Source organism: Lelliottia sp., assembly GCF_045627565.1.
Taxonomy (GTDB): domain Bacteria; phylum Pseudomonadota; class Gammaproteobacteria; order Enterobacterales; family Enterobacteriaceae; genus Enterobacter.
This window is the reverse complement of record NZ_JAZQNX010000034.1, coordinates 102,937-126,797: the sequence shown is the minus strand read 5'-3', so window position 1 is coordinate 126,797 and position 23,861 is coordinate 102,937. Positions and strand designations below refer to the sequence as shown.

Annotated in this window: 21 protein-coding genes, 1 tRNA gene and 1 other RNA gene; 10 read left to right on the top strand and 13 right to left on the bottom strand. The window is 53.1% G+C overall.

The window, feature by feature from the left end; translation table 11 throughout:
- Positions 1-11 precede the first annotated feature (11 nt).
- The 6 genes from dppA to ACKI5T_RS17085 form a co-directional block, all read right to left on the bottom strand.
- Positions 12-1,619 carry a dipeptide ABC transporter periplasmic-binding protein DppA gene (gene dppA, locus ACKI5T_RS17110; RefSeq protein ID WP_011915449.1) on the bottom strand — a complete coding sequence of 536 codons (1,608 nt, stop codon included), beginning with the start codon at positions 1,617-1,619 and terminating at the stop codon, positions 12-14.
- Positions 1,620-2,301: 682 nt separating this feature from the next.
- A non-coding RNA gene (locus tag ACKI5T_RS17105) (RtT sRNA) lies at positions 2,302-2,434 on the bottom strand.
- Positions 2,435-2,472: 38 nt separating this feature from the next.
- Positions 2,473-2,549 (bottom strand) — tRNA-Pro (locus tag ACKI5T_RS17100).
- Positions 2,550-2,640: 91 nt separating this feature from the next.
- Positions 2,641-4,332, bottom strand: coding sequence for a kdo(2)-lipid A phosphoethanolamine 7''-transferase (gene eptB / locus ACKI5T_RS17095; protein WP_407438997.1), 1,692 nt, complete (start codon positions 4,330-4,332; stop codon positions 2,641-2,643).
- A 259-nt stretch (positions 4,333-4,591) separates the two neighbouring features.
- Positions 4,592-5,794, bottom strand: a complete 1,203-nt coding sequence (locus ACKI5T_RS17090; RefSeq protein WP_011915442.1) for an MFS transporter — start codon at positions 5,792-5,794, stop codon at positions 4,592-4,594.
- Between the two features lie 238 nt (positions 5,795-6,032).
- Complete coding sequence (locus ACKI5T_RS17085) at positions 6,033-6,737, bottom strand: autotransporter domain-containing protein (RefSeq protein ID WP_407438995.1); 705 nt, start codon at positions 6,735-6,737, stop codon at positions 6,033-6,035.
- 159 nt (positions 6,738-6,896) lie between these two features.
- On the opposite strand from ACKI5T_RS17085, the gene tag reads away from it, so the two are divergent.
- A complete protein-coding gene (tag, locus tag ACKI5T_RS17080) occupies positions 6,897-7,478 on the top strand; it encodes a DNA-3-methyladenine glycosylase I (RefSeq protein ID WP_407438993.1) in 582 nt (193 codons plus the stop codon).
- Complete coding sequence (locus ACKI5T_RS17075) at positions 7,456-7,902, top strand: N-acetyltransferase (protein ID WP_407438991.1); 447 nt, start codon at positions 7,456-7,458, stop codon at positions 7,900-7,902. The genes tag and ACKI5T_RS17075 overlap by 23 nt, the downstream gene beginning before the upstream one ends.
- Here the strand turns inward: ACKI5T_RS17075 and ACKI5T_RS17070 are convergent.
- Complete coding sequence (locus tag ACKI5T_RS17070) at positions 7,865-10,192, bottom strand: molybdopterin guanine dinucleotide-containing S/N-oxide reductase (protein ID WP_407438990.1); 2,328 nt, start codon at positions 10,190-10,192, stop codon at positions 7,865-7,867. The two genes, ACKI5T_RS17075 and ACKI5T_RS17070, sit on opposite strands and share 38 nt — an antisense overlap.
- A gap of 167 nt (positions 10,193-10,359) precedes the next feature.
- Between ACKI5T_RS17070 and ACKI5T_RS17065 the strand changes: the two genes are divergently transcribed.
- From ACKI5T_RS17065 to ghrB, 6 genes are all read left to right on the top strand, one after another.
- Positions 10,360-11,022 carry an OmpA family lipoprotein gene (locus ACKI5T_RS17065; RefSeq protein ID WP_011915437.1) on the top strand — a complete coding sequence of 221 codons (663 nt, stop codon included), beginning with the start codon at positions 10,360-10,362 and terminating at the stop codon, positions 11,020-11,022.
- Between the two features lie 133 nt (positions 11,023-11,155).
- Positions 11,156-12,172, top strand: coding sequence for a LacI family DNA-binding transcriptional regulator (locus ACKI5T_RS17060; RefSeq protein ID WP_407438988.1), 1,017 nt, complete (start codon positions 11,156-11,158; stop codon positions 12,170-12,172).
- A 102-nt stretch (positions 12,173-12,274) separates the two neighbouring features.
- The gene (locus ACKI5T_RS17055; RefSeq protein ID WP_407438986.1) at positions 12,275-13,036 is read left to right on the top strand and encodes a sugar phosphate isomerase/epimerase family protein; all 762 of its coding nucleotides are present in this window, start codon (positions 12,275-12,277) and stop codon (positions 13,034-13,036) included.
- Positions 13,029-13,967: a sugar kinase gene (locus tag ACKI5T_RS17050; protein WP_407438984.1), complete on the top strand. Its 939-nt coding sequence runs from the start codon at positions 13,029-13,031 to the stop codon at positions 13,965-13,967. Before ACKI5T_RS17055 ends, ACKI5T_RS17050 begins: the two co-directional genes overlap by 8 nt.
- An 84-nt stretch (positions 13,968-14,051) precedes the next feature.
- Positions 14,052-15,332 carry an MFS transporter gene (locus ACKI5T_RS17045; protein WP_407438982.1) on the top strand — a complete coding sequence of 427 codons (1,281 nt, stop codon included), beginning with the start codon at positions 14,052-14,054 and terminating at the stop codon, positions 15,330-15,332.
- 26 nt (positions 15,333-15,358) lie between these two features.
- Positions 15,359-16,333 carry a glyoxylate/hydroxypyruvate reductase GhrB gene (gene ghrB, locus ACKI5T_RS17040; RefSeq protein ID WP_407438980.1) on the top strand — a complete coding sequence of 325 codons (975 nt, stop codon included), beginning with the start codon at positions 15,359-15,361 and terminating at the stop codon, positions 16,331-16,333.
- Positions 16,334-16,389: 56 nt separating this feature from the next.
- Here the strand turns inward: ghrB and cspA are convergent, their stop codons facing one another.
- Positions 16,390-16,602, bottom strand: a complete 213-nt coding sequence (cspA, locus tag ACKI5T_RS17035; protein ID WP_006177792.1) for an RNA chaperone/antiterminator CspA — start codon at positions 16,600-16,602, stop codon at positions 16,390-16,392.
- A 245-nt stretch (positions 16,603-16,847) separates the two neighbouring features.
- A complete protein-coding gene (locus tag ACKI5T_RS17030; RefSeq protein ID WP_407438978.1) occupies positions 16,848-17,558 on the bottom strand; it encodes a DUF3053 domain-containing protein in 711 nt (236 codons plus the stop codon).
- Positions 17,559-17,888: 330 nt separating this feature from the next.
- On the opposite strand from ACKI5T_RS17030, the gene ACKI5T_RS17025 reads away from it, so the two are divergent.
- Positions 17,889-18,167: an HTH-type transcriptional regulator gene (locus ACKI5T_RS17025; RefSeq protein ID WP_407438976.1), complete on the top strand. Its 279-nt coding sequence runs from the start codon at positions 17,889-17,891 to the stop codon at positions 18,165-18,167.
- Between the two features lie 168 nt (positions 18,168-18,335).
- Here the strand turns inward: ACKI5T_RS17025 and glyS are convergent, their stop codons facing one another.
- The 3 genes from glyS to ACKI5T_RS17010 all read right to left on the bottom strand — a co-directional run bounded on the left by glyS (position 18,336) and on the right by ACKI5T_RS17010 (position 21,790).
- On the bottom strand, positions 18,336-20,405 hold the full coding sequence (glyS, locus tag ACKI5T_RS17020; RefSeq protein ID WP_407438974.1) for a glycine--tRNA ligase subunit beta: 2,070 nt from the start codon (positions 20,403-20,405) through the stop codon (positions 18,336-18,338).
- A gap of 9 nt (positions 20,406-20,414) precedes the next feature.
- On the bottom strand, positions 20,415-21,326 hold the full coding sequence (gene glyQ, locus ACKI5T_RS17015) for a glycine--tRNA ligase subunit alpha (protein WP_011915428.1): 912 nt from the start codon (positions 21,324-21,326) through the stop codon (positions 20,415-20,417).
- Positions 21,327-21,484: 158 nt separating this feature from the next.
- Positions 21,485-21,790, bottom strand: coding sequence for a YsaB family lipoprotein (locus tag ACKI5T_RS17010; protein ID WP_133632055.1), 306 nt, complete (start codon positions 21,788-21,790; stop codon positions 21,485-21,487).
- Positions 21,791-21,974: 184 nt separating this feature from the next.
- Here ACKI5T_RS17010 and ACKI5T_RS17005 point away from each other — a divergent pair, with 184 nt between their 5' ends.
- Positions 21,975-22,970 carry an acyltransferase gene (locus ACKI5T_RS17005; RefSeq protein ID WP_407438972.1) on the top strand — a complete coding sequence of 332 codons (996 nt, stop codon included), beginning with the start codon at positions 21,975-21,977 and terminating at the stop codon, positions 22,968-22,970.
- On the opposite strand, the gene ACKI5T_RS17000 is transcribed toward ACKI5T_RS17005, so the two are convergent.
- The gene (locus tag ACKI5T_RS17000) at positions 22,963-23,859 is read right to left on the bottom strand and encodes a GlxA family transcriptional regulator (protein WP_407439009.1); all 897 of its coding nucleotides are present in this window, start codon (positions 23,857-23,859) and stop codon (positions 22,963-22,965) included. The two genes, ACKI5T_RS17005 and ACKI5T_RS17000, sit on opposite strands and share 8 nt — an antisense overlap.
- Positions 23,860-23,861 lie beyond the last annotated feature (2 nt).

Genomic DNA, 23,861 nt, shown 5'->3' with positions numbered 1-23,861 from the left:
CACCCTACTTATTATTCAACCGATACGTTTTCGAAGTGGTGTTTGCCCAGTGGATCAACCACGTAGCCTTTCACCTCTTTACGCACTGGCTCGTACACGGTGGAGTGAGCCACGATCAGCGCCGGAGCCTGGTCATGCATCACTACCTGAGCCTGTTTGTACAGTTCGATACGCTTGTTGTGGTCTTCGGTCGCACGCGCCGGCTGAATCAAATCTTCAAACGGCTTGTAGCACCAGCGAGAGTAGTTGGAGCCTTGTTTTGCTGCATCACAGCTGAACAGGGTCGCGAAGAAGTTATCCGGATCCCCATTGTCCCCGGTCCAACCCATCATCACCGCCTGGTGTTCACCGGCTTTAGCACGCTTCAGATACTCGCCCCACTCGTAGGTCACGATCTTGGCCTGCACGCCGATTTTAGCCCAGTCAGCCTGAACCATCTCAGCCATGCGGCGAGCGTTCGGGTTGTATGGACGCTGTACAGGCATCGCCCACAGCTCAACGGTAAAGCCTTTCTCCTGACCGGCTTCTTTCAGCAGTGCTTTCGCTTTCTCAACGTCGTAAGTGTAATCCTTAACGTCGTCGTTATAGCCCCACATCGTTGGTGGAATCAGGTTCTTCGCGGCAACGCCTGCGCCCTGATAAACCGCCTTGATGATCGCTTCTTTGTTTACCGCATAAGTCAGCGCCTGACGCACTTTCACATCATCAAACGGTTTCTTCTCGGTGTTGAAGGACAGGTAACCTACGTTCAGGCCAGCCTGCTCGAGCAGATTGATGTTTTTGTCCTGCTTCATACGAGCGATATCAGCCGGGTTCGGGTACGGCATAACCTGGCACTCATTTTTCTGCAGTTTTGCGTAACGCACAGAGGCGTCAGGCGTGATGGAGAAGACCAGACGGTCGATCTGCGGCTTAGTACCCCAGTAACCTTCGAATGCTTTGTACAGAATGCGTGAGTCTTTCTGGTATTGCAGCAGCTGGAATGGACCAGTACCGATTGGGTTCAGATCCACTTTTTCCGGCGTGCCGGCTTTCAGCATGTTATCCGCATATTCTTTCGACAGAATTGACGCGAAGTCCATTGCCAGGTCAGCCAGGAATGGTGCTTCCGGGCGGCTCAGAACAAACTGAACGGTCTTGTCGTCAACTTTTTTCACTTCGGTAATCAGGTCTGGCAGGCCCATGCCTTCGAAGTATTCGTAGCTGCCGCCAGAGACTTTATGGTACGGGTTCTGGGCATTTTTCTGACGATCAAAGGAGAACACAACGTCGTCGGCATTCAGATCGCGAGTCGGTTTAAACTCTTTGCTGTCCTGCCACTTCACGCCCTGACGCAGGTGGAAGGTATAGGTTTTGCCGTCTTCGCTGACTTCCCATTTCTCCGCCAGACCCGGAATGACTTCCGTAGTACCGATTTTGAATTCAACCAGACGGTTATAGATAGGCACAGAGCTTGCGTCGTACGTGGTACCAGAGGTGAAGAGCTGTGGGTTAAAGCCTTCCGGCGAGCCTTCAGAACAGTAAACCAGGGTTTTCGCATTTACGCTTGCCGCGACAGTCAGAGCAACCAGGCTCAGACCAAGCTTCAGCATCCCTGACTTCTTCAAGGAAATACTCATTATTCTGCTCCAATGTGATGTTTTGCTTTGTTGTGTTACGCCGCCTGACCTTTATTTATTATTTACCCGGTCCGGTCGGTGATGCCCGAAGGCGTTATAAGGGATGGAGAATCCTTTCAGAAGAGCGACAGAGTTGCAGCGCAGATCGTCCCTGAAATGCCCCTCGTGCCCTACAATCTGTCAATAGAATGTGAAAACGTCAATACAGGTGACGGGGATTTACGTTGAGGGTGAGAAACGGTAAACAAAGATTAAAAAAACTCCAGGCATCTATTTTCAGCAGGGAAATTTATGCTACTCGCCATCTTGCAGCACAAACCTCTTCATATTTCGCAACAATCAGTGATTAACATTTATTCATATCGCGTAAATTTTCTTACAGAATGGTGAATATCTGAGCACTTAATGCCATGAACGTTAAAACGCACAGCGGAAAATGCTGAGGTTATCCATAAGCAACGCGAAAAAAGATCAATCTATATATAAAAAAATACAATGGATTATGTCACAAAAGCGTTAACAGGCAGGCGTAAACGAGAGGTAAGGTCTGTTTTAACAGGTTGCCATAGGTAAGTCCTTAACGCAAAACCATCGCTTGATGGCGAGTTGCACATTTAGCGAATGCTTTTCAGCTCGCAGAATGCAAAAAAGGCTAACCTTGTGGTTAGCCTTTTTCTAAATGTGGTCGGCGAGAGAGGATGACTCGCCACTTCGTGGCTCGCCCTGCGGGCCGTTGCTCACGCAACGTTCTCTCGCTCCGCTCGAGTCGAACCTCTTTCCCCGGAGGTTCTCATCCTTTTCCGCTCATAGAATGCAAAAAAGGCTAACCTTGCGGTTAGCCTTTTTCTAAATGTGGTCGGCGAGAGAGGATTCGAACCTCCGACCCACTGGTCCCAAACCAGTTGCGCTACCAAGCTGCGCTACTCGCCGAATGCGGAGCGCATCTTACTGCTGGGGCGCGCTCCCGTCAATCCCTTATCATGAAAAAGCCATTCGATCGGCGATAAACTCGCCAGACCGGTTACTGAGTGGCTTTTGTTGCACTATCAGGGAGATGACACCAGTTGTTATTTTCGTTAATCCCGCCGTTCGGAGAGGTATAGCCAAGGCAACCCATAATCGTGTCGTACAGCTCAACGTGACGACGTGGCACCTTCATGTCGGCCTCTTTTTTCAGTTGGGCGAACATTTTCGCTTTATCCGGGTTCTCCAGATATTTATCTGACATCCAGACCATCATCGGCACACGGAATTGCTCTGGCGGAGCCATCTTGCGCGGGGTACCGTGCAAATGCTCAAACTCATTGATGGACTCACCATGGTCTGCGGCATAGAACACAATCGCTTTCTTATCACGCACCTGATCAATCACGCTATCAATAAAGTGATCGACATACATCACTGAATTATCAAACGAGTTAACCAACTCATCTTTGGTGCAGTCTTTATCCACGCCTACGCATTCCGGCGTCCATTTAGCAAAGTTACGTGGATAACGCTGCGTGTAGTTGAAGTGCGAACCCTTGGTATGCAGGATGATCATATGCTTGCCATCAGGATTGCCGTTCAACGAATTCTTCATTTCATCAATCAGCAGCATGTCATCCACGCTCTTACCCCGGTTACGCGGCTCGGCACCGATTTGCTCACGGTAAGCAATGTTCTGCGCCATGGTGTTGCTGTAGAACCACATTTCGCTCTGCATCGCGTACAGATCGGACGTAAACCCAAGCTGGCGCAGCACGGAGAAGACGTTCTGCTCTTTCAGGGTACGCTGAGGGTTATCATCCGCCCCGCCCTCGCGCACAAACATGCAGCGCAGAGAGAGTTTCGTGGCGGTATCACAGGAGTACCCGCGATAGGCGATCAGGTTCTTTTCCTGCGACAGTTTCGGTGTCGTGTCGCGATCGTAGCCAAGGATGCCCATGTGATCCCAGCGCGTCGTTTCACCGATAATAAAGACAAAATAGGTATCATCGATGTCTTTTGGCGCCTGGTAAGTAAATTGTTTGGCGGGATTCTTCAACGATTTATTGTCGGCTGACTCGTCGACTTGCGCCCAGGCGTAAAGGCCGAGCGCCGAAATCCAGTTTGAAGGAAGATAGGAGTTAGCCACGACACCACCGTAGCTCGGCATATCCACGCCAGAGGTACGCTCATCGTATTTTTGCTTCACATCCAGCAGGCGAATCGGTCCCCAGACCATCAAACCCGCCAGCACCACCAGCGTGACGCTGCGGATGCGCTGCCCAGGCGTGCGCATTTGCCGCAGCAAGGTATAGCGGCAGCGATTGCTCCAGATGAACAGCAGCGGCAGCGCGCTCACGCACACCAGCCAGAGAATAAAGTGCAGACCAACCACCTCTTTCGAGAGGTCAATATCCGTCGTCATGACCGAGGCAATAATGCCGTAGCCAATGACCACGTTCATGAAAGTCATGTAATAACTGGCACCCGCAGAGAAGACGACCACCAGCGAGGCGAGAACGCGCCACATGCGTCGACCAAAGAGCGAGAGCATGCGTAACAGGAAGAACGTCACCAAAACGGTGCCGACCAATTCAACGACTGCTGAGACTCCTTTCCAGACAGTAAAATCTTGTGCATAACCGTCAAACCGACGGAAAAAAACAGCACCATTCATAAACAGGCCGATGTACAACGCCAGCAAGAAACTCAGCTTTTGTTGTGTCATCGATTTGATGTATTTCATGCATTCAACCCGGAAAAAGGGAGAGTAACCCCGCTTCACTTCGTATCTAAAGTGAACAGACTATTTATGCGCTCAGGAATCCAATATCAGAAATGTCTAAAGCGTGGTAAGTAGACCACAGCGAAAGAAAAAAGTGGCAGGAGAGTGTGTGAATGAAGCGGATATTTACAAAAAAACAAACTAAAGCTCTACAACCTTAAGTTTGCCTTAGGTTTCATCGCTAAAAAAGGCCGGAAGCCCGGCCTTTATCGGCGTTTATTTACGCATGCGCCTCATTATAGACTTCGCGCTGCGGCTGGCGAATCGTGGTGGACAGTGCTAGCGAGATAATCAGCAAGGCAAATATCACGCAGAAAGTCACATAGAAGCCACCGAACAGCGACGCGATAAGCGATCCGCAAATGCTGCCGATCCCAAACCCTAAATAAATCACGCCGTAATTCTTGGCCAGATTGTTCAGGCCAAAGAACTCACTCACCAGAGACGGGAACACGGTAATGGTGCCGCCAAAGTTAAAGGCAACGCAGGCGATAGCGGCAAAGAAGGTCATTTCATTCAGAGGCGCGAACAGCAGCGCAGCCATACCGACCAACGATACGACCTGCCCCATGGTAATGACACGGATACGCGAGATTTTGTCCGACAGGATACCCAGCACCAGGCGGCCCGACAGGTTAGCAATGGAAATGACCGTCACTGCATTGGCTGCGGTTGCCACATCCAGTTTCACCATCCCCTGCGCAATATCCTTCGCCACACCGATGACATACAGGCCACTCATACAGGCAGTCAGGAACATCACGGCCAACATCCAGTACTGTGGTTGACGCATGGACTGTGCCAGCGTGAAATCATTTTCCACCACGCCATTCACCGTTTTCACGGCCTGCTGAGGCGCATCTTTCATCAGCGTAGCGCCGAAAAGGATCATCACCAACACAATCGCGCCCCAGATCATGAACGTCTTTTCCAGACCGACAGATTCCAGTAAATGCGAGTCGATGAATTTAAAACCGAGGCTGCCCAACCCGTAAGAACCGATTGAGAATGCGGAGATTAACCCTTTACGTTCCGGGAACCATTTCACGCAATTAGACAGGGTCAACAGATAGCCCGCTCCGTCCGCCAGACCGACCAGCACGCCCGCACTGAGCCACAGCATCATCAGGCTGTTGGAATGCGCGGTCAGGAAGAAGCCCACGCCCAGCATAATGCCGGAGGCCATGGTCACGCGCTTAACACCGAAACGCTCCTGCAATTTACCGGCGACGGAAGACGAAATCGCTAACCCCAGACTCAGCAAGCCGAAGGAAAAAGCCACCTGACTGACCGGTGCGCCCAGCTTGTCGGACAGCGCGCTGTTAAACAGGCTCCAGGTATAAACCGATCCCAACGCAAATTGCGTCACGATGGTGCCGAAGAGTGTCAGCCAACGAGTACGGTTATAGGTTGATGTGTTCATGGCAGTTGTCCTGCAAGAGAAATTAAGGGAATTCGCTGCAGACAACGATATACAAATCCCTTTATTGCCAGGGGAGAAACGGCATGAAATGCAGTAGAGACGGAATGAAATGCCTGAAATCAGGAATGAATGACCTTGCCGGATGTCGTAACGTGCATTTGTTAGTGACTGCTATCGCCACAGACCCTGCTGTGGTTGTATTTAAGATGTTACAGAAGCGTTAGCGGAAGTAATGATTTTAGAATCTCGCACTCACGCCAAGAGTATAAAGATAGTCCTCGCCGGTCATCGTACTCTCCGCCTGGGAAAGCGACGCATACGCCGCCAGATGAGGATACAGCAGCACGTCGGCCCCCACCGTCACGTCCATCCAGTTGTTATACTGCATGGACGTAGGCAGTCGACTCATCCCGGACTGGGATTTCCATTGATTATCGCCAAACTGCTGGTTATAGCTCACCTGCGCCCAGGGCCGTAAATCGCCCACACGGGTATCCACCCGCCAGCCAAGCGTGCTGACGCTGGCGTGCCAAAGCGGATCGGTGAGCGACGTTGGGCTGCCGTTATCACCAAACTCGTTGTACATCATTTGCGTTGAGCCATCGTAATGCCACGCCGCCACCGGCCCGGTTGTGGTATTCCGGGTGACAGGCATATTCAACCCCACGCTCAAGGTGCTCGCCGACTCCGCCGGGTAATTATCCGGCATATTCAGGGCCAGCCCCGGTACGTTCTGCGAAGAGCGAATTCGCTCCGCGAGAATATCGTCATACCGCGGTTGGTGATCGGCGTCCCATGTATAGCGTTCTGTCGTATGACTTTGCGCATCTGAAACGATATATTCCTGTTGCCAGGCAGAGGCTGTGCTACAAAAAAACACGCAGACTGATACACCCACCAGGCCAGAAGCAGCATGGCGACCACTGATTTTTTTTATCATCATCAAAGCGACTCCAGAAAGAGCCGAGTTCGGCGATATTTGTCATTGTTTAAGAAGAGGTATGAGGGCATAACCCTTAATTAAATATTGTCTTTTTAACACTCACGTCAAGCCAGGTTGGCTGAATATTTACGGATTCACAATCAATAAGGGAAATAACCTATGCAACGTTGCGGATGGGTAAGCCAGGATCAGCTTTATATCGATTATCACGATAAAGAGTGGGGCGTGCCGGAAAAAGACGGTAAGAATCTCTTTGAGATGATCTGCCTGGAGGGCCAACAGGCGGGATTATCGTGGATTACCGTATTGAAAAAACGGGAAAATTACCGCAACGCCTTCCATCATTTCGACCCGGTACGCGTGGCAGCGATGACGGAAGAAGACGTCGAAAGACTGGTGCTGGACGCCGGTATCATCCGTCATCGCGGTAAAATTCAGGCCATTATCGGCAACGCACGCGCTTACCTGGCAATGGAAAAAAACGGCGAACCTTTTTCAGATTTTGTCTGGTCGTTTGTCGACCATACACCGAAGATCACCCAGTCCGCGACGCTGGCTGAAATCGACACCTCAACGCCTGCATCCGATGCCCTTTCTAAGGCGTTGAAAAAACGTGGATTCAAATTTGTTGGCACCACAATTTGCTACTCTTTCATGCAAGCGTGCGGCCTGGTCAATGATCATGTGACGGGCTGCTTCTGCCATCCTGGAGGACAACATGATTCGCAAATGGCAAAGTGAGGACACCGCGCCGCTGCTGAGTTTATGGCTGGAAAGTACCACCGATGCGCATCCGTTTATCGATGCGCAGTACTGGGTTGAAAGCGAAGCGCTGGTCCGTGATGCTTACCTGCCGTCAGCAGAAACGTGGGTTTGGGAAGAGTCTGGCGAAGTCAGAGGCTTTATCAGCGTCATGCAGTTACAGTTTATCGGTGCGCTGTTTGTCGCCACTCCCCATCTGGGGAAAGGGATCGGGCACGCGCTGATTCAGCATGTTCAGCAGGCGTACCCGTCCTTAAGCCTTGAGGTTTACCAAAAAAACAGCCGGGCGGTGAATTTCTACCATGCTCAGGGTTTTCGCATTGAAGACAGCGCCTGGCAGGAAGAGACTCAGCACCCGACGTGGATTATGAGCTGGCAGGCGGATCAAACGCCGTCAGCGTAAGTTCCGGTCCCTGATATTTCTCCACCCAGGCCAGCGCCGTATTTCCCGCGCAACCATTCCCCAGCTTCGAGCTGGGGAGATCTTTGGTTAACACGTTCACCGCGCCATTTTTACAGATCCCGCCCTCATCGCGATCCAGGTCGGGCCACGCGCCCTGGTGAATACAGATCACGCCAGGCTTAATTCCCGTGCTGACCACCGCTCCCGCCAGAACCTGTCCGCGCGCGTTCCAGACCCGCACCACATCGCCGTCGGCAATTCCACGCGCGTTGGCGTCATCCGGATGCAAGGTGATTGGCTCACGTCCCGCTACGGCATACTGTTCGCGCAATGATGAGTAGTTAAGCTGGCTGTGCAGACGATGCGCCGGATGCGCGGACAGCACCTGTAGCTGTTTCGGCTGCGCATTGCCGTGCCACTCGTCGGGCTCAAGCCACATCGGATGGGGCGGGCAATCGGCATAGTTAAAACTGGCGATACGCTGCGAATAGATCTCAATTTTGCCACTTTCCGTTTTTAGCGGATGACTCTGCGGATCACGGCGGAAATCAGCAAAACGGACAAACTGCGCGTTCTGCTCGCTCTCCGGCATTTCAAAAATGGCATTCGCTTCCCAGAACTCTGCAAACGGCGGCAACGTTACGCCCTGCGATTTACCGCGCTGCCCGGCAATCTGGTAAAACGTCTCCAGCCATTGCAGATCCGTTTTGCCTTCCGTGAAGCGCTCGCGACCGCCCGGCTCCCACAGCTCACTCAACGCTGCAAACACCTCAAAATCGTCACGCGCTTCGTCACGCGGGGGAACCACACGCTTCATCGGCACCATGTGCTGATTGCTGTAATCGCCAGTCATGGTCAGATCGTTACGCTCAAATGAGGTGGTCGCTGGCAACACGATGTCTGCGTGCTTTGCCGCGGCGGTCCAGAAGCACTCTGAAATGACCACCAGCTCAGGCTTCTGCCAGGCGCGAATCAGGCGGTTGGTATCCTGATGATGGGTAAAGTTTGCGCCGCCCGCCCACCAGACAAAACGAATATCCGGGAAATGCCGATCCATGCCGTTGTGCTGATAAAACCCGCCGGGGTTTTCCAGCGCTTCTACGATGCGTGCAACCGGAATTTTATCGACAGCATCAATCCCGTTTTGCACAGAACCTTGCATCGAGGCCAGCACCGCCGCACGACGAGTCGGGTTCCCGCCGTTGGCAAAATGATACGACAAGCCAAAACCGCCGCCCGGCGTACCAATCTGGCCGAGCATCGCGGCAAGCGTCACCAGCATCCAGTGTTTTTGCTCTCCAAACTGCTGGCGCTGCATTCCCCAGCCAGACATCAACATAGTGATGTTTTGATGGAATAACGCCGCCAGTTCGCGGATTTTAGCGGCATCAACGCCACAAATCTCGGCGGCCCATTCCGCAGTTTTCGCCACTCCGTCAGATTTACCGATCAGGTAATCGGCGAACTGTTCAAATCCGGTCGTACAGCGCGCCAGGAATTCGGCGTCATGCCATCCGTTTTCCACCAGCGTATGGGCCACACCCAGCATCATCGCGACGTCTGTGCCCATATGCGGCGCGACCCACTCGGCGCTTTCCCCGAGAAAATCCATGGTTTCGGAACGCATAGGATCGATGCAGATCAACCGCTTACCGCTTTTACGCAGCGCGTCAAAATAGGCAATGCCCTGCTCATCGCTGGCGTTCCACGCGATCTTCAGCGTATTAATCGGGTTGGCGCTCCACAACACCACGACGTCCGTATGCTCCAGCACCAGCGGCCAGCTCGTCTGCTGCTGATATACCTCATTGCCCCCCACGACATACGGCATGATCGCCTGAGCCGCCCCGGTCGAATAATCGCCCAGATGCCCAGTGTAGCCGCCCGCCAGGCTCATATAGCGTTGCAACAGCGTCGCCGCTTTATGCAGCACGCCGTTGGAGCGCCAGCCGTAAGACCCGGCAAAGATAGACGACGCGCCATAGCTGTCGCGGATACGTTTGTGTTGTCCGTGGATGAGCGCCAGCGCATCGTCCCAGCTCACGCGCACAAATTCATCTTGCCCACGCACGCCCTGCGGATTATCCGGCGAGGCTAAAAAACCTTTACGCACCATCGGCCAGCGTACGCGGGTTTTACTGTGCACCTGATCGCGTACCGCGGTTTGTAATGAGTTGGGATGATTAGTGGGCAGCGCCCCGCGTGAAGACAGCACGTTCTTGCCGTCGGTTTCCACCAGCATCGGCCCCCAGTGGGCAGCGGTCAGAATGGTTTTTATTGAGGTGGTCAAAGCGTGCGCTCCTGGGTTGCCTGTTGCAGGTTTCACGGCCTTCTTTGAGGCCGTTTATGGTTTGACACAAATTTCAGAGTTATCCCCGGAATTTTCTGCATAACTGGGCGTCATAATCAACCGCCACGTCCGTCGTGGCAAAGAATAAAAAGGATTAAGGAAATAAGATGAATAAACGCGTATTGGTTATTGCCGCTCTGGTGAGTGGCGCACTGGCTGTTTCTGGCTGCACAACAAACCCTTACACCGGCGAGCGTGAAGCGGGTAAATCCGGCATTGGCGCAGGTATCGGCTCACTGGTTGGTGCCGGTGTTGGCGCGCTCTCCTCATCCAAGAAAGATCGCGGCAAAGGTGCGCTGATTGGTGCAGCAGCGGGTGCGGCACTAGGCGGCGGCGCCGGTTATTACATGGATGTTCAGGAAGCAAAACTGCGTGACAAAATGCAGGGAACTGGCGTGAGCGTGACGCGAAATGGCGACAACATCATTTTGAACATGCCAAGTAATGTGACCTTTGACAGCAGCAGCGCCACGCTGAAACCTGCAGGGGCGAATACCCTGACGGGCGTCGCAATGGTTCTGAAAGAGTACAGTAAAACTGCAGTGAACGTGATTGGCTACACCGACAGCACCGGCAGCCAGGATCTGAACATGCGTCTGTCACAACAGCGCGCGGACTCCGTAGCCAGCTCGCTGATCACCCAGGGCGTGGCCGCCAACCGCATCCGCACCAGCGGGATGGGTCCGGCAAATCCAATCGCCAGCAACAACACGGCAGAAGGCAAAGCGCAGAACCGTCGCGTCGAGATCACCCTCAGTCCGATTCAGTAAGTTTACTGTTTCCCCCTCTCCCGTTGGGAGAGGGGCGGATGAGGCCTCCGCCGCCTGTATCATCCGATATGAAGCACTTGCCATCGCTGATTTTCACGTTAAGGTGTTCTCACTTAATTCAGAGAAATCAGCGATGAGCAAATCAACACGGTCCACCATCAGCGATGTGGCGAAAGCCGCAAAAACCGGTAAAACCAGTATTTCACGCTATCTGAATGGCGAGAAACATCTGCTTTCCGACGCGCTGCTGGCCCGTATTGAACAGGCTATTGCCGAACTCGATTATCGTCCAAGCCTCATGGCTCGCGGGCTAAAGCATGGTCGTACTCGCCTCATCGGCCTGATTATCGCCGATATTACCAATCCCTACTCCGTCAATGTCCTGAGCGGTATCGAAGCCGCGTGCCGTGAAAAGGGCTTCACGCCGCTGGTGTGTAATACCAATAACGAGCTGAATCAGGAATTGCACTACCTCGACCTGCTGCGCAGCTATCAGGTGGAAGGTATCGTGGTTAATGCCGTGGGTATGCGCGAAGAGGGGCTAAACCGTCTTCAGCAGTCTGCGCTTCCGATGGTACTCATTGACCGCAAAATACCGGAATTCGCCTGCGATGTCGTCGGGCTGGATAACACGCAGGCCGCCACGACCGCCACGGAACACCTCATAGAGCAGGGTTTTGAAGCGATTTTGTTTATGAGCGAACCGTTGGGAATGGTCAATACCCGTCGCGATCGCCTCAGCGCTTTTCGTGCGACCCTGGCGCGTTATCCCGGCGTGATCGCCGAGAATGCTGAAATCCCACTGCATGAAGCCGACCAGATGGATAACACGCTGCGTCAATTTCACACCCGTCATCGCGGAATGCGTAAAGCCGTGATTTCTGCCAATGGCGCACTCACGCTGCAGGTGGCCCGCGCCCTCAAACGCATTGGCCTGAACTGGGGCAGCGATATTGGCCTGCTCGGCTTTGACGAACTGGAATGGGCCGAGCTCGCGGGCGTAGGAATCACCACGCTAAAACAGCCGACCTGGCAGATCGGTTATGCCGCCGTCGAGCAGGTGGTACGCCGTATTGAAGGCATGACCGACACCGTGCGCGAGCAGGTTTTCTCCGGCGAGCTGATCGTACGCGGTTCCACGTCCCGCTAAATCCCCTTCGTGATGGCGATCATAAATTCAACACCCTGGACTTCCCTTTGGAACCGGTTCCATCTAGCGTGATAACTATCAGCTACGAAGGAGAGTGAGCCAATGGGCAGAAAAATTATCGTCGTGACCGCTGCATACGGTGCGGATCAGGTACGTCAGGCAGGCGGTCAGCGGGCCATGCTGCCCGTCATCGCAGCGGGTGGCGCAGATGGCGTCGAAATACGTCGCGAACTGTTCAGCGAGCAAGAGCTGCAAACCCTTCCGGTGCTGGCCCAATCTATCGAGCTGCTTGGCTTGCTGGCCTGTTATTCCGCGCCAGCCGCATTGCTCATGCCCGATGGAACGCTTAACCCGGATCTGCCGCGTTATCTTGCTGAAGCCAACACGTTGAATGCGCTGTGGTTAAAGGTTTCTCTGGGCCATTTCCGTGATAAACAGCCGCTGGAAGCGCTACGTGAATTACTCAATGACAGCGGCATGGCGCTGGTGGTCGAAAACGATCAAACCGATTGTGGCCAGCTGGCCCCCATGCAGCGATTCAAAGCGGCCTGTCGGGTAATGCAATTACCCGTCACGCTGACGTTCGATACGGGCAACTGGTTGTGGGTGGGCGATTCACCTGAGGAAGCCGCACGTCTTCTGGCCCCTGCCGTGAGCTATATCCACGTTAAAGCGGCAATCCCGCATAATCAAAAGTACCGCGCTATCGCGCCGGATAACGCCGATGCACGCTGGATGGCGCTTCTGGATCAACTTCCCGCGGATGCGCCGCGCGGTATTGAATTCCCGCTGGAAGGTCCAGATTTAGCCGTGGTGACCCGCCATTATGTCAACCTGCTGCGCGAGGAGCCACGCCATGTCTAAGACTTTGGACGTCATCACCATTGGTGAAGCCATGGCGATGTTTGTTGCCACTGAAACGGGTGAGTTGCGCGCCGTTGAACACTTTATCAAACGCGTGGCAGGCGCCGAACTCAACGTTGCGACCGGACTGGCGCGCCTGGGTATGAACGTCGGCTGGGTCAGCCGCGTAGGGGACGATAGCTTCGGTCAGTTTGTCGTGGATTCGCTCAAAAAAGAGGGTATCGACGCGGCTGGCGTCACGCTCGACAGCCGTTTCACCACGGGTTTCCAACTAAAATCCAAAGTTGAAAATGGAACCGATCCCATTGTGGAGTATTTCCGTAAAGGCTCGGCGGCCAGTCATCTTTCTATTGCCGATTATCACCCTGATTATTTCTCGTCGGCACGACATCTGCATTTGAGCGGTGTCGCGGCAGCCTTGTCGTGCAGTTCGTATGAACTGCTCGATCACGCAGCCAGCACCATGAAAGCTCAAGGTAAGACGATTTCCTTCGATCCCAATCTGCGTCCGGTGCTGTGGAAAAGCGAGGCCGAGATGATCAGTAAACTCAATCACCTCGCCTTCCAGGCTGACTGGGTTTTGCCTGGTGTAAAAGAAGGGATGATTCTGACCGGAGAGTATTCCCCCGAAGCCATCGCCGATTTTTATCTGAATCAAGGTGTGAAAGCCGTGGTGCTGAAAACGGGAGCCGATGGCGCATGGTTCAAGACGGCAGACGGTGAAAAAGGGGCCGTTGCCGCGATAAACGTCGAGAATGTGGTTGATACCGTCGGCGCTGGCGATGGTTTTGCTGTCGGGGTGATAAGCGCGTTACTCGAAGGCAAAACGTTATCTCAGGCCGTCGCCCGCGGTAACAAAATTGGCTCGCTCGCCATTCAGGTTCAGGGCGACAGCGAAGGATTACCAACGCGGGAAGCATTAGGGGAATAAATCCCCGCCACCGCTAATTAAAAACACAGCCCCGCGTACCCTACATACAGCGGCGGAAGTCCCCTCAACAACAGAGGCAAGTCTATGAACAAATCGACCAATGCAGTCAAACGCTGGTGGTACATCATGCCGATCGTGTTTATCACGTACAGCCTGGCGTATCTTGATCGCGCGAATTTCAGTTTCGCTTCCGCCGCAGGGATCACCGAAGATCTGGGGATCACCAAAGGGGTCTCTTCTCTCTTAGGCGCGTTGTTCTTTCTGGGCTATTTCTTCTTCCAGATCCCGGGCGCGATTTATGCCGAACGCCGTAGCGTGCGCAAACTGATCTTCGTGTGCCTGATTCTGTGGGGAGCCTGTGCGTCGCTCACCGGCATGGTTAACAACATTCCGGCGCTGGCTGCCATTCGCTTTATTCTTGGCGTAGTCGAAGCCGCCGTGATGCCCGCGATGCTGATTTACATCAGCAACTGGTTTACCAAATCCGAACGTTCGCGCGCCAATACTTTCCTGATCCTCGGTAACCCGGTCACGGTACTATGGATGTCCGTCGTCTCTGGCTACCTGATTCAATCGTTTGGCTGGCGTCACATGTTCATCATTGAAGGGATCCCAGCGATTATCTGGGCCTTCTGTTGGTGGGTGCTGGTAAAAGATAAACCGTCCCAGGCGACATGGCTCTCCGAAAGTGAAAAAGCCGCGCTTCAGGCGGAACTGGAGAAAGAGCAACAGGGGCTGAAACCGGTACGTAACTACGGCGAAGCGTTCCGCTCCCGGAACGTGGTGCTACTTTGCATGCAGTACTTTACGTGGAGTATTGGTGTGTACGGATTTGTGCTGTGGCTGCCGTCCATCATTCGCAGCGGCGGAGAAAACCTTGGCATGGTGGAAGTGGGCTGGCTGTCATCCGTGCCTTATCTGGCAGCGACTATCGCGATGATTGTGGTGTCATGGGCATCTGACAAACTGCAAAACCGTAAGCTTTTCGTTTGGCCGCTGCTGCTGATTGCCGCATTCGCGTTTATTGGGTCATGGGCGGTTGGGCCTGATCACTTCTGGATTTCTTACACCCTGCTGGTGATTGCGGGCGCCGCGATGTATGCGCCTTACGGCCCTTTCTTTGCCATCATTCCCGAGATGCTGCCGCGTAACGTTGCGGGCGGCGCGATGGCACTCATCAACAGCATGGGTGCGCTGGGGTCGTTCTTTGGCTCGTGGTTTGTGGGATATCTGAACGGCTCGACCGGCAGCCCGTCCGCCTCGTACATTTTTATGGGGGTGGCACTTTTCGCTTCAGTGTGGCTTACTTTGATTGTTAAGCCTGCTAATAATCAACATGTCCCTGCTGGCGCACGCCACGCCTGAACCCTTTAACATCAACGGAGATTAGCATGAAGCCGTCCGTCATTTTGTATAAAGCCTTGCCCGACGATCTGCAAAAACGTCTTGAAGAACATTTCACGGTCACCCTGGTGAAGAATCTTAATCCAGAGACCGTCGCGGAGCATGCTGACGCGTTCGCCAGCGCAGCAGGATTATTGGGATCAAGCGAAAAAGTGGATACCGCATTGCTGGAAAAAATGCCGAAGCTTCGTGCGACGTCCACCATTTCAGTCGGTTACGACAATTTTGACGTCGATGCCCTCAACGCACGCAAAATCCTGCTCATGCACACACCTTATGCGCTGACCGAAACGGTCGCAGATACGCTGATGGCGCTGGTTCTGAGCACGGCGCGTCGGGTGGTAGAAGTTGCTGAGCGTGTAAAAGCGGGCGAATGGACGAAAAGTATTGGTCCCGACTGGTTTGGTGTGGATGTGCATGGCAAAACGCTGGGGATTGTCGGGATGGGGCGTATTGGGCTGGCGTTAGCCCAGCGCGCGCATTTCGGTTTTAACATGCCAATTCTGTACAACGCCCGCCGTCATCACAGCGAAGCGGAAGAACGTTTCGAGGCGCGTTACTGCGAGTTAGAGACGCTGCTACAGGAAGCTGACTATGTTTGCCTGATCCTGCCGCTGACGGACGAGACGCATCATCTGATCGGTAAAGCAGAATTTGAGAAAATGAAGAAATCGGCGATTTTCATTAATGCCGGTCGTGGGCCGGTCGTCGATGAGAAAGCGTTAATTGAGGCACTGCAAAAGGGTGAGATCCACGCCGCCGGTCTGGACGTGTTTGAGCAAGAGCCGCTGCCGGTTGATTCGCCGCTGCTGACAATGCCGAATGTCGTTGCCCTGCCGCACATTGGGTCCGCTACACATGAAACCCGTTACAACATGGCCGCGACTGCTGTGGATAATCTGATCAACGCCCTCAACGGCAAGGTTGAGAAAAACTGTGTGAATCCACACGTTAACGCCTAAACGAAAAAAACCCGCCAGAGGCGGGTTTTCAAATTCTTTGCTGCTGAGTTGGAAGCTTACAGGCTTACAACGTTACCAGCTGCTGGGCCTTTAGCGCCGCTTTCGATGGTGAAGGAAACTTTCTGGCCTTCGTCCAAAGATTTGTAGCCTTCGTTCTGGATAGCAGAGAAGTGTACGAATACATCTTTAGAGCCATCGTCAGGAGTGATGAAGCCGAAACCTTTATCAGCGTTGAACCATTTTACCAGACCAGTCATTTTACCAGACATAGATTTTACCTTTTAAATATTTGTTTTGCCTTCCGGCGCGATGATGGAATGTGTTACAGATTTTTAAGCGATAGAGGAAGGGTCACTACGAAGGGTATCTAAGATAACTCATCTGGACTGCTTAACTAAAATGCTTTAGGTCTGTGAACAAACCGACGAACATAGTTATACTTGGGTGGTACTCGAATGACAAGCATTATTTTTGTAATTAATAAAAAAAGCCCCGCGTTCTGCGGGGCTTTTTTTTATTCGGTGGCCGTAACTGCCGAGCTCCACGCCTGGCTGAAGGCCTGGTGCTGCGAGGCTAGAGGCCCAATCAGCGTGTTGTACTGACTGGCTTGCTGAGACGTCGGGAACTGGATGCCATTAGCGACAAAACTCACCTGGGTACCCTGCTGAGAGATAAAATCACCCACCTGGACCAGTTGCTGACTAAAAATCTGCGCGGCTGGAATCAACGGCTGCATCGCATCAGAAGGCTTAGTCACCACTTTCTCATACACTTTATCGAATACAGGCTTCAGGTCTTCACCCTGTTTCAGCGCAGATCGCGCCGCATCAGCCTGCATTTTTGCATTCTGCAATTGCTGGCTCAACACGCCAAGCGCACCGTTAGACTGGCGAAGAGGCTCGCGCTGGGTCATGTAATCCTGCGGGACACGAATCGCATTGACGCTATCCACAACGGGACGAAGGCCTGAATCCATTGCCTGATTCACTTGTTGTGAATAACCATAAAGAATGGCGTAATCGGAAACGAAGGGGCCAAACTGTTTTTTCTGATCCGCAGTCAGCGTTGGTAAATGCTCACCACTGCGCATCACGTTATTCTGAAGAAAATCGATAAACGCTTTGCGCTGATCGCCTTCTTTATCAAAACACCCACTCAGGCTAACTACCATTAACAACGCCGCAACAGGCGCGAACCAGCGAGAGCAGGACTTTCCTGTCGCCATTTTATTACTCCTTTCACCCAAAAAGCACACACTGGCACTGGCGTGCCTGACGTTGACAAGAATAGTCCAGGTCAGCCGCGCAAGATACTCTTTTCATGCAAAACGGCTATTGCCACTTTCTTTCTGACGATTTACAAAAAAATACCATACGAAGCCTGCTTATGATTAATCAGGTAATTAGCATAACTATCCGCTTTGCTGAAACGAGCAAGGCAATACTTACCGCACGATTAATCACACACGTGACGATCCCTCACCTCCTTTAAGAGCTATTCTTAACAAGCTCTATGAAGTTCATGATCCTGTTGTGTGATGTATGAGGAGTTCTTAATGGAATCTAAAGATCCAATGTTTGAGCTGTTAACCAGCCTGGAACAAATCGTTTTTAAGGATCTGTCGCAAACCGTTATCCTGACCCAAAAATCCAATCCCTTTACAGAATTTGAGCAGTTGCGCAAAGGGACCGGGCTGAAGACTATTGATTTTGCAAGAGAAATGGGTGTCAGTGTGGCGACAGTGAAAGAGTGGGAATCGAAACGTGTTAAACCCTCTATGACCGAGTTAAAGCTGATGCGTCTGATACAGGCGACCCCAACGCTTAGCGCGTAGTCTTTAAAGATAGGCTCGTATCGCCCCCGCTATTGCGGGGGTTTGTGTTTATAACGTCTTATAACACCGCATATTTCGCCGGTTAATCCATGACATACAGATTTGCCTCAACGCGTTTAATCATAAAAAAACCCGCCATCAGAGGCGGGTTTTTTAACGTGACACAAATTACTGCAGTAACGATATGTCCGCGACGCGCAGGAATAATTCACGCAGTTTTTCGAGCATAGAGAGACGGTTAATACGCAGATCTTTATCTTCTACGTTCACCATCACTTTCTCGAAGAAGGCGTCGATAACCTCACGCAGCTCCGCCAGTTCTACCAGCGCTTCCTGGTAACGACCTTCCGCGAAGTACGGCTCAAGCTTGTCGCGCAGCACAACTACCTCCATCGCCAGAGCGATCTCTTCCGGCTCTTTCAGGGTCGCAGCGTTCACACGCTCGTTCAGCGTTTCGTCGGACTTCGCCAGGATATTGGAGACACGCTTGTTGGCCGCAGCCAGGGCTGATGCCGCTTCCAGAGTGCGGAAGTGGGAAACGGCCTTCATACGTGCATCAAAATCTGCTGGGCGGGTAGGACGACGTGCCAGAACCGCCTGAATGGTATCGACGGTGTAACCTTCGTCCTGATACCACGCGCGGAAACGGCCGAGCATGAAGTCGATCACGTCATCCACGACTTTCGCGTTGGTCAGCTTGTCACCGTACAGACGTACCGCTTCTTCGGTGAGGGTCTGCAGATCCAGAGACAGGTTTTTCTCAACGATAATACGCAGCACGCCCAGCGCAGCACGACGCAGCGCAAACGGGTCTTTGTCACCTTTCGGATGCTGACCGATACCAAAGATACCCGCCAGGGTGTCCATTTTGTCGGCAATCGCGACGGCACACGCAACAGGGTTAGACGGCAGGTCGTCACCCGCAAAGCGCGGCTGATACTGCTCGTTCAACGCAACGGCCACATCTTCTGCTTCGCCGTCATGACGCGCATAGTGCATGCCCATCACGCCCTGGGTGTCGGTAAATTCGAACACCATGTTGGTCATCAGGTCGCACTTGGACAGCAGGCCAGCGCGGGTCGCGTGATTCACATCGGCACCGATTTCACGGGCGATCCAGCCGGACAGCTCCGCGATACGGTCGGTCTTGTCGCGCAGCGTACCCAACTGTTGCTGGAACAGCACGGTCTGCAGACGCGGCAGGTTATCTTCCAGACGCTTTTTACGGTCTGTATTGAAGAAGAACTCGGCATCCGCCAGGCGCGGACGCACCACTTTCTCGTTACCGGAGATAATCTGGCTCGGATCTTTCGATTCGATATTTGCTACGAAGATGAAGTTTGGCAGCAGTTTGCCGTCGTTAGCGTAAACCGGGAAATACTTCTGGTCACCCTTCATGGTGTATACCAGCGCTTCCGCCGGAACCGCGAGGAATTTCTCTTCGAACTTCGCCGTCAGCACGACCGGCCATTCCACCAGAGAGGTCACTTCTTCCAGCAGGCTTTCGCTCAGATCGGCGTTACCACCGATTTTGCGTGCCGCTTCTTCAGCGTCCGCTTTGATTTTTGCTTTACGCAGTTCGTAGTCAGCAATGACTTTACCGCGCTCCAGCAGGATCTGCGGATACTGGTCGGCATTGTCGATGGTGAACTCTGGCTCGCCCATAAAGCGGTGGCCGCGGATCACGCGATCGGAGGCGACACCCAGAATGGTGGCAGGAATAACGGTATCGCCCAGCAGCAGGGTCACGGTGTGAACCGGACGCACGAAGTGAACGTCAGACGCGCCCCAGCGCATCAGTTTTGGAATCGGCAGCTTCGCCAGTGAGGTCGCGATCATGTTCGGCAGCAGCGCTTCTGCGCTTTCGCCTTTCACATGGGCGCGATACAGCAGCCACTCGCCTTTATCGGTAGTCAGACGCTCGGCCTGGTCAACGGTGATACCGCAACCGCGCGCCCAGCCTTCTGCCGCTTTGCTCGGCTTTCCTTCGGCGTCAAACGCCTGGGAAATTGCCGGGCCGCGTTTTTCAACTTCGCGATCCGCCTGAGACGCCGCCAGATTCGCCACTTTCAGCGCCAGGCGGCGCGGAGCAGCAAACCATTCGATTTTACCGTGCGTCAGGCCAGCGTTATCCAGCTCAGCCGTCACGTTTGCAGCAAAGGATTCCGCCAGGCTGCGCAGGGCTTTTGGTGGCAGCTCTTCAGTGCCGATCTCCACCAGGAAAGTTTTATCAGACATGGCCGCCTCTTATTTATTTCGGTTGCACATCGGGAAGCCAAGGGCTTCACGGGATGCGTAGTAAGCTTCTGCAACGGCTTTAGTCAGCGTGCGAATCCGTAAAATGTAGCGCTGACGTTCAGTCACGGAGATGGCTTTACGGGCATCCAGCAGGTTGAAGCTGTGGGCGGCCTTCAGAATACGCTCGTAGGCTGGCAGCGGCAGTGGCGTTTCCAGCGCCAGCAGTTGCTGCGCTTCTTTTTCGTACTGCTCGAAGCAGGTGAACAGGAAGTCCACATCCGCGTATTCGAAGTTATAGGTGGATTGCTCCACTTCGTTCTGATGGAACACGTCACCGTACGTGGTTTTACCCAGCGGGCCGTCGCTCCAGACCAGGTCGTAAACGCTGTCTACGCCCTGAATGTACATTGCCAGACGTTCCAGACCGTAGGTGATTTCACCCGTAATCGGTTTACATTCCAGACCGCCAACCTGCTGGAAGTAAGTGAACTGCGTCACTTCCATGCCGTTCAACCACACTTCCCAGCCGAGACCCCAGGCACCCAGCGTTGGGTTTTCCCAGTTATCTTCCACGAAGCGAATATCGTGAATGGTCGGGTCCACGCCCAGCTCTTTCAGGGAGCCAAGATACAGTTCCTGAATATTGTCCGGTGAAGGTTTAATCACCACCTGGAACTGATAATAGTGCTGTAAGCGGTTTGGGTTTTCGCCATAACGACCATCGGTCGGACGACGAGATGGCTGCACATAGGCCGTTGCCATCGGTTCTGGCCCCAACGCACGTAAGCTGGTCATTGGGTGTGAAGTGCCGGCGCCAACTTCCATGTCCAAAGGTTGAACGATGGTGCAGCCCTGACGAGCCCAGTAATCCTGTAATGTCAGGATCAGGCCCTGGAAGGTCTTGGTATCAAACTTTTGCATAGTATTTCGTGCTGGATACGTGTGTTTTGAATGGAAGCGATCAGTATACCCGCTGACTGCAAGATATACAGTACGAAACGGGTTTGTTTAGGGAAAATTGGGAAATAAGACGTTAAGCCAGTGTAGCAAGCGCACTGGTCAGCCATTACGCAGGCGCGTTAGCGCATGGAGAGGTGTAAAAACTGCCCTTCCGCATCAAAAGAACAGACAAAGCTCTCTTTACGCGTGGTATACCCACGCATTTCATAGCTGCCCTGAAATTGCTCGAACCCGGTTACGTCAATTTTTTGCGTACCCGTGTTGTACCGATGCGCGGCCTGATCCTTGCACAGTTGCTCCATATTTAATGAGCGTTCCGGGCTGACTTTACTTTTTTGCGCTCTTTGCGCTGGCGCCTCTTCTTGTGAACTACATCCTGCAAGCATTACGATCACAATCAGTGACGCAGCACGCTTCATCATCATTTTTATTACCGCCGTGGTTTCTGGCTGTTATTTTTAGTTGTAGAGCTTTTATAGTTTATCGCCCCGCATTTTGCGAATAGCACGATATTCACACAAGTCCGATAATTCAAACTCAGATTTATCCAGTGAGAGGCTGGAACACAATACGAGTCAGAACATATTTACCGCATAAACAGAGGAACTGATGCAGTCAAAAATTAACTGGATTGATAATTTGCGAGGAATTGCCTGTTTAATGGTGGTGATGATTCACACCACCACCTGGTATATTACCAATGCCCACAGTATCAGCTCAGTAAACTGGGACGTCGCGAATATTCTGAACTCGGCATCCCGCGTCAGTGTTCCGCTGTTTTTCATGATTTCTGGGTTTCTCTTCTTTGGCGAGCGCAGCGCGCAGCCGCGTCATTTTTTGCGCATCGGGCTGTGTTTGCTGTTTTACAGCATCATTGCGCTGCTCTATATCACCCTCTTTACGTCGATCAACGGCGAACTGTCTCTCCTGAATTTACTGCAAAAACCCGTTTTCTATCACCTGTGGTTTTTCTTCGCCATCATCGTGATTTATCTGGTGTCGCCGCTGATTCAGGTAAAAAACGTGGGGGGCAAAATGCTGTTGGCGCTGATGATCGTCATTGGCGTGCTCGCCAACCCAAATACTGTCTCGCAAAAAATTGGCGGTTTTGAGTGGCTGCCCATTAACCTTTATATCAATGGCGACACCTTTTACTACGTGATTTACGGCATGCTCGGGCGCGCAATCGGAATGATGGATACGCGCAAATCATGGCTGACCTGGCTCTGTGCCGCGCTGTTTATCACCGCAGTCTTTGTGATTTCTCGTGGGACGTTACATGAGTTGCGCTGGCGTGGGAATTTTGCCGATACCTGGTATTTGTACTGCGGTCCGATGGTCTTTATCTGTGCCGTTTCTCTGCTCACGCTGGTGAAGAACACACTGAACGCGCGTCCACTCCCGGTGCTGGGGTTGATTTCACGCCATTCACTTGGGATTTATGGTTTTCACGCGCTGGTGATCCACGCCCTGCGCACGCGAGGCGTTGAGTTTAAAAGCTGGCCGCTGCTGGACATCGTGTGGATTTTCACCGCCACGCTGCTGATCAGCCTGCTCCTGTCGATGCTGTTACAGCGAGTCGATACGCGCCGCTTTGTCAGCTAACGATACGCTGCCTGGCGCGATGAAACTGACGCGGTGACGAAAACCCAGCCGCCGTTGCCGCGTGTTCAACGCCGCGTCCTTGCAGTAGCCACTGTTCAGCAACCGCCAGTCGCAGCTGTTCAAGATAATCGCGCACGCTAATACCTAAATGTTCCTGAAAAAGTCGGGTTAAATGGCGTGGGCTGACGTGTGCCAAATTCGCGATATCAGCCAGTTGCCAGCCCTTTTGCGGCTCCGCCGTCAGCGCATCTTGCGCACGATGAATGGCCGGATGCAGGTGATTGCGATAACGCAGCCACGGCGAAAGCTGCGGATCGTCTCCTGAACGCCGAAACCAAACCACCATTTCACGTGCCACCGCTAAGGCCTTTTCTGGCCCGCACAGGCGGTTAATCATATGCAACGCCAGATCGATTCCCGACGTAATGCCCGCGCTGGTCCAGATATTTTGGTCCTGCACAAAAATACGATTCTCTTTGATCAGCGCACCGGGCGCTGCGACACGAAGACGGCCAATCACGTCGTGGTGAGTCGTGCACTGTTTGCCATCAAGCAGCCCTGATTTCGCCGCCAGTAGTGCGCCGGAGCAGACGCACATCACGGTAATGCGATGCCGATGGATCTCAGGCTGCAAGCGCATCAGCCAATGCTGAATGCTCAGCGCCTGAGGTGATGAAAACTGATGACTGGAATCGCTGACGCCCGGCAAAACCAGCAGGCTTCCTTCCGGCAGCGTTTCCGGTAACGGTTTGATACCGCTCATCGTCAGGCCTATGGATGTCGGCACTTCTGGCTGCGGACCAACAAAATGCAGACGAAACGCATCGCCCGCCAACGCAAAGGTTTCGGCCGGGCCGGTCATGTCCAGCGACAATATTCCCGGCAACATCA

Excerpts from the sequence above, each read along its gene's own strand:
- ACKI5T_RS17090 (WP_011915442.1), bottom strand. The coding sequence starts at position 5,794 with ATGAACACATCAACCTATAACCGTACTCGTTGGCTGACACTCTTCGGC.
- ACKI5T_RS17030 (WP_407438978.1), bottom strand. The coding sequence starts at position 17,558 with ATGGCGACAGGAAAGTCCTGCTCTCGCTGGTTCGCGCCTGTTGCGGCG.
- glyS (WP_407438974.1), bottom strand. The coding sequence starts at position 20,405 with ATGTCTGATAAAACTTTCCTGGTGGAGATCGGCACTGAAGAGCTGCCA.
- ACKI5T_RS17065 (WP_011915437.1), top strand. The coding sequence starts at position 10,360 with ATGAATAAACGCGTATTGGTTATTGCCGCTCTGGTGAGTGGCGCACTG.
- ACKI5T_RS17085 (WP_407438995.1), bottom strand. The coding sequence starts at position 6,737 with ATGATGATAAAAAAAATCAGTGGTCGCCATGCTGCTTCTGGCCTGGTG.
- tag (WP_407438993.1), top strand. The coding sequence starts at position 6,897 with ATGCAACGTTGCGGATGGGTAAGCCAGGATCAGCTTTATATCGATTAT.
- cspA (WP_006177792.1), bottom strand. The coding sequence starts at position 16,602 with ATGTCTGGTAAAATGACTGGTCTGGTAAAATGGTTCAACGCTGATAAA.
- ACKI5T_RS17060 (WP_407438988.1), top strand. The coding sequence starts at position 11,156 with ATGAGCAAATCAACACGGTCCACCATCAGCGATGTGGCGAAAGCCGCA.
- dppA (WP_011915449.1), bottom strand. The coding sequence starts at position 1,619 with ATGAGTATTTCCTTGAAGAAGTCAGGGATGCTGAAGCTTGGTCTGAGC.
- ACKI5T_RS17005 (WP_407438972.1), top strand. The coding sequence starts at position 21,975 with ATGCAGTCAAAAATTAACTGGATTGATAATTTGCGAGGAATTGCCTGT.
- ACKI5T_RS17000 (WP_407439009.1), bottom strand. The coding sequence starts at position 23,859 with ATGTTGCCGGGAATATTGTCGCTGGACATGACCGGCCCGGCCGAAACC.
- ACKI5T_RS17025 (WP_407438976.1), top strand. The coding sequence starts at position 17,889 with ATGGAATCTAAAGATCCAATGTTTGAGCTGTTAACCAGCCTGGAACAA.
- ACKI5T_RS17055 (WP_407438986.1), top strand. The coding sequence starts at position 12,275 with ATGGGCAGAAAAATTATCGTCGTGACCGCTGCATACGGTGCGGATCAG.
- ghrB (WP_407438980.1), top strand. The coding sequence starts at position 15,359 with ATGAAGCCGTCCGTCATTTTGTATAAAGCCTTGCCCGACGATCTGCAA.
- ACKI5T_RS17010 (WP_133632055.1), bottom strand. The coding sequence starts at position 21,790 with ATGATGATGAAGCGTGCTGCGTCACTGATTGTGATCGTAATGCTTGCA.
- ACKI5T_RS17075 (WP_407438991.1), top strand. The coding sequence starts at position 7,456 with ATGATTCGCAAATGGCAAAGTGAGGACACCGCGCCGCTGCTGAGTTTA.
- glyQ (WP_011915428.1), bottom strand. The coding sequence starts at position 21,326 with ATGCAAAAGTTTGATACCAAGACCTTCCAGGGCCTGATCCTGACATTA.
- ACKI5T_RS17045 (WP_407438982.1), top strand. The coding sequence starts at position 14,052 with ATGAACAAATCGACCAATGCAGTCAAACGCTGGTGGTACATCATGCCG.
- ACKI5T_RS17050 (WP_407438984.1), top strand. The coding sequence starts at position 13,029 with ATGTCTAAGACTTTGGACGTCATCACCATTGGTGAAGCCATGGCGATG.
- eptB (WP_407438997.1), bottom strand. The coding sequence starts at position 4,332 with ATGAAATACATCAAATCGATGACACAACAAAAGCTGAGTTTCTTGCTG.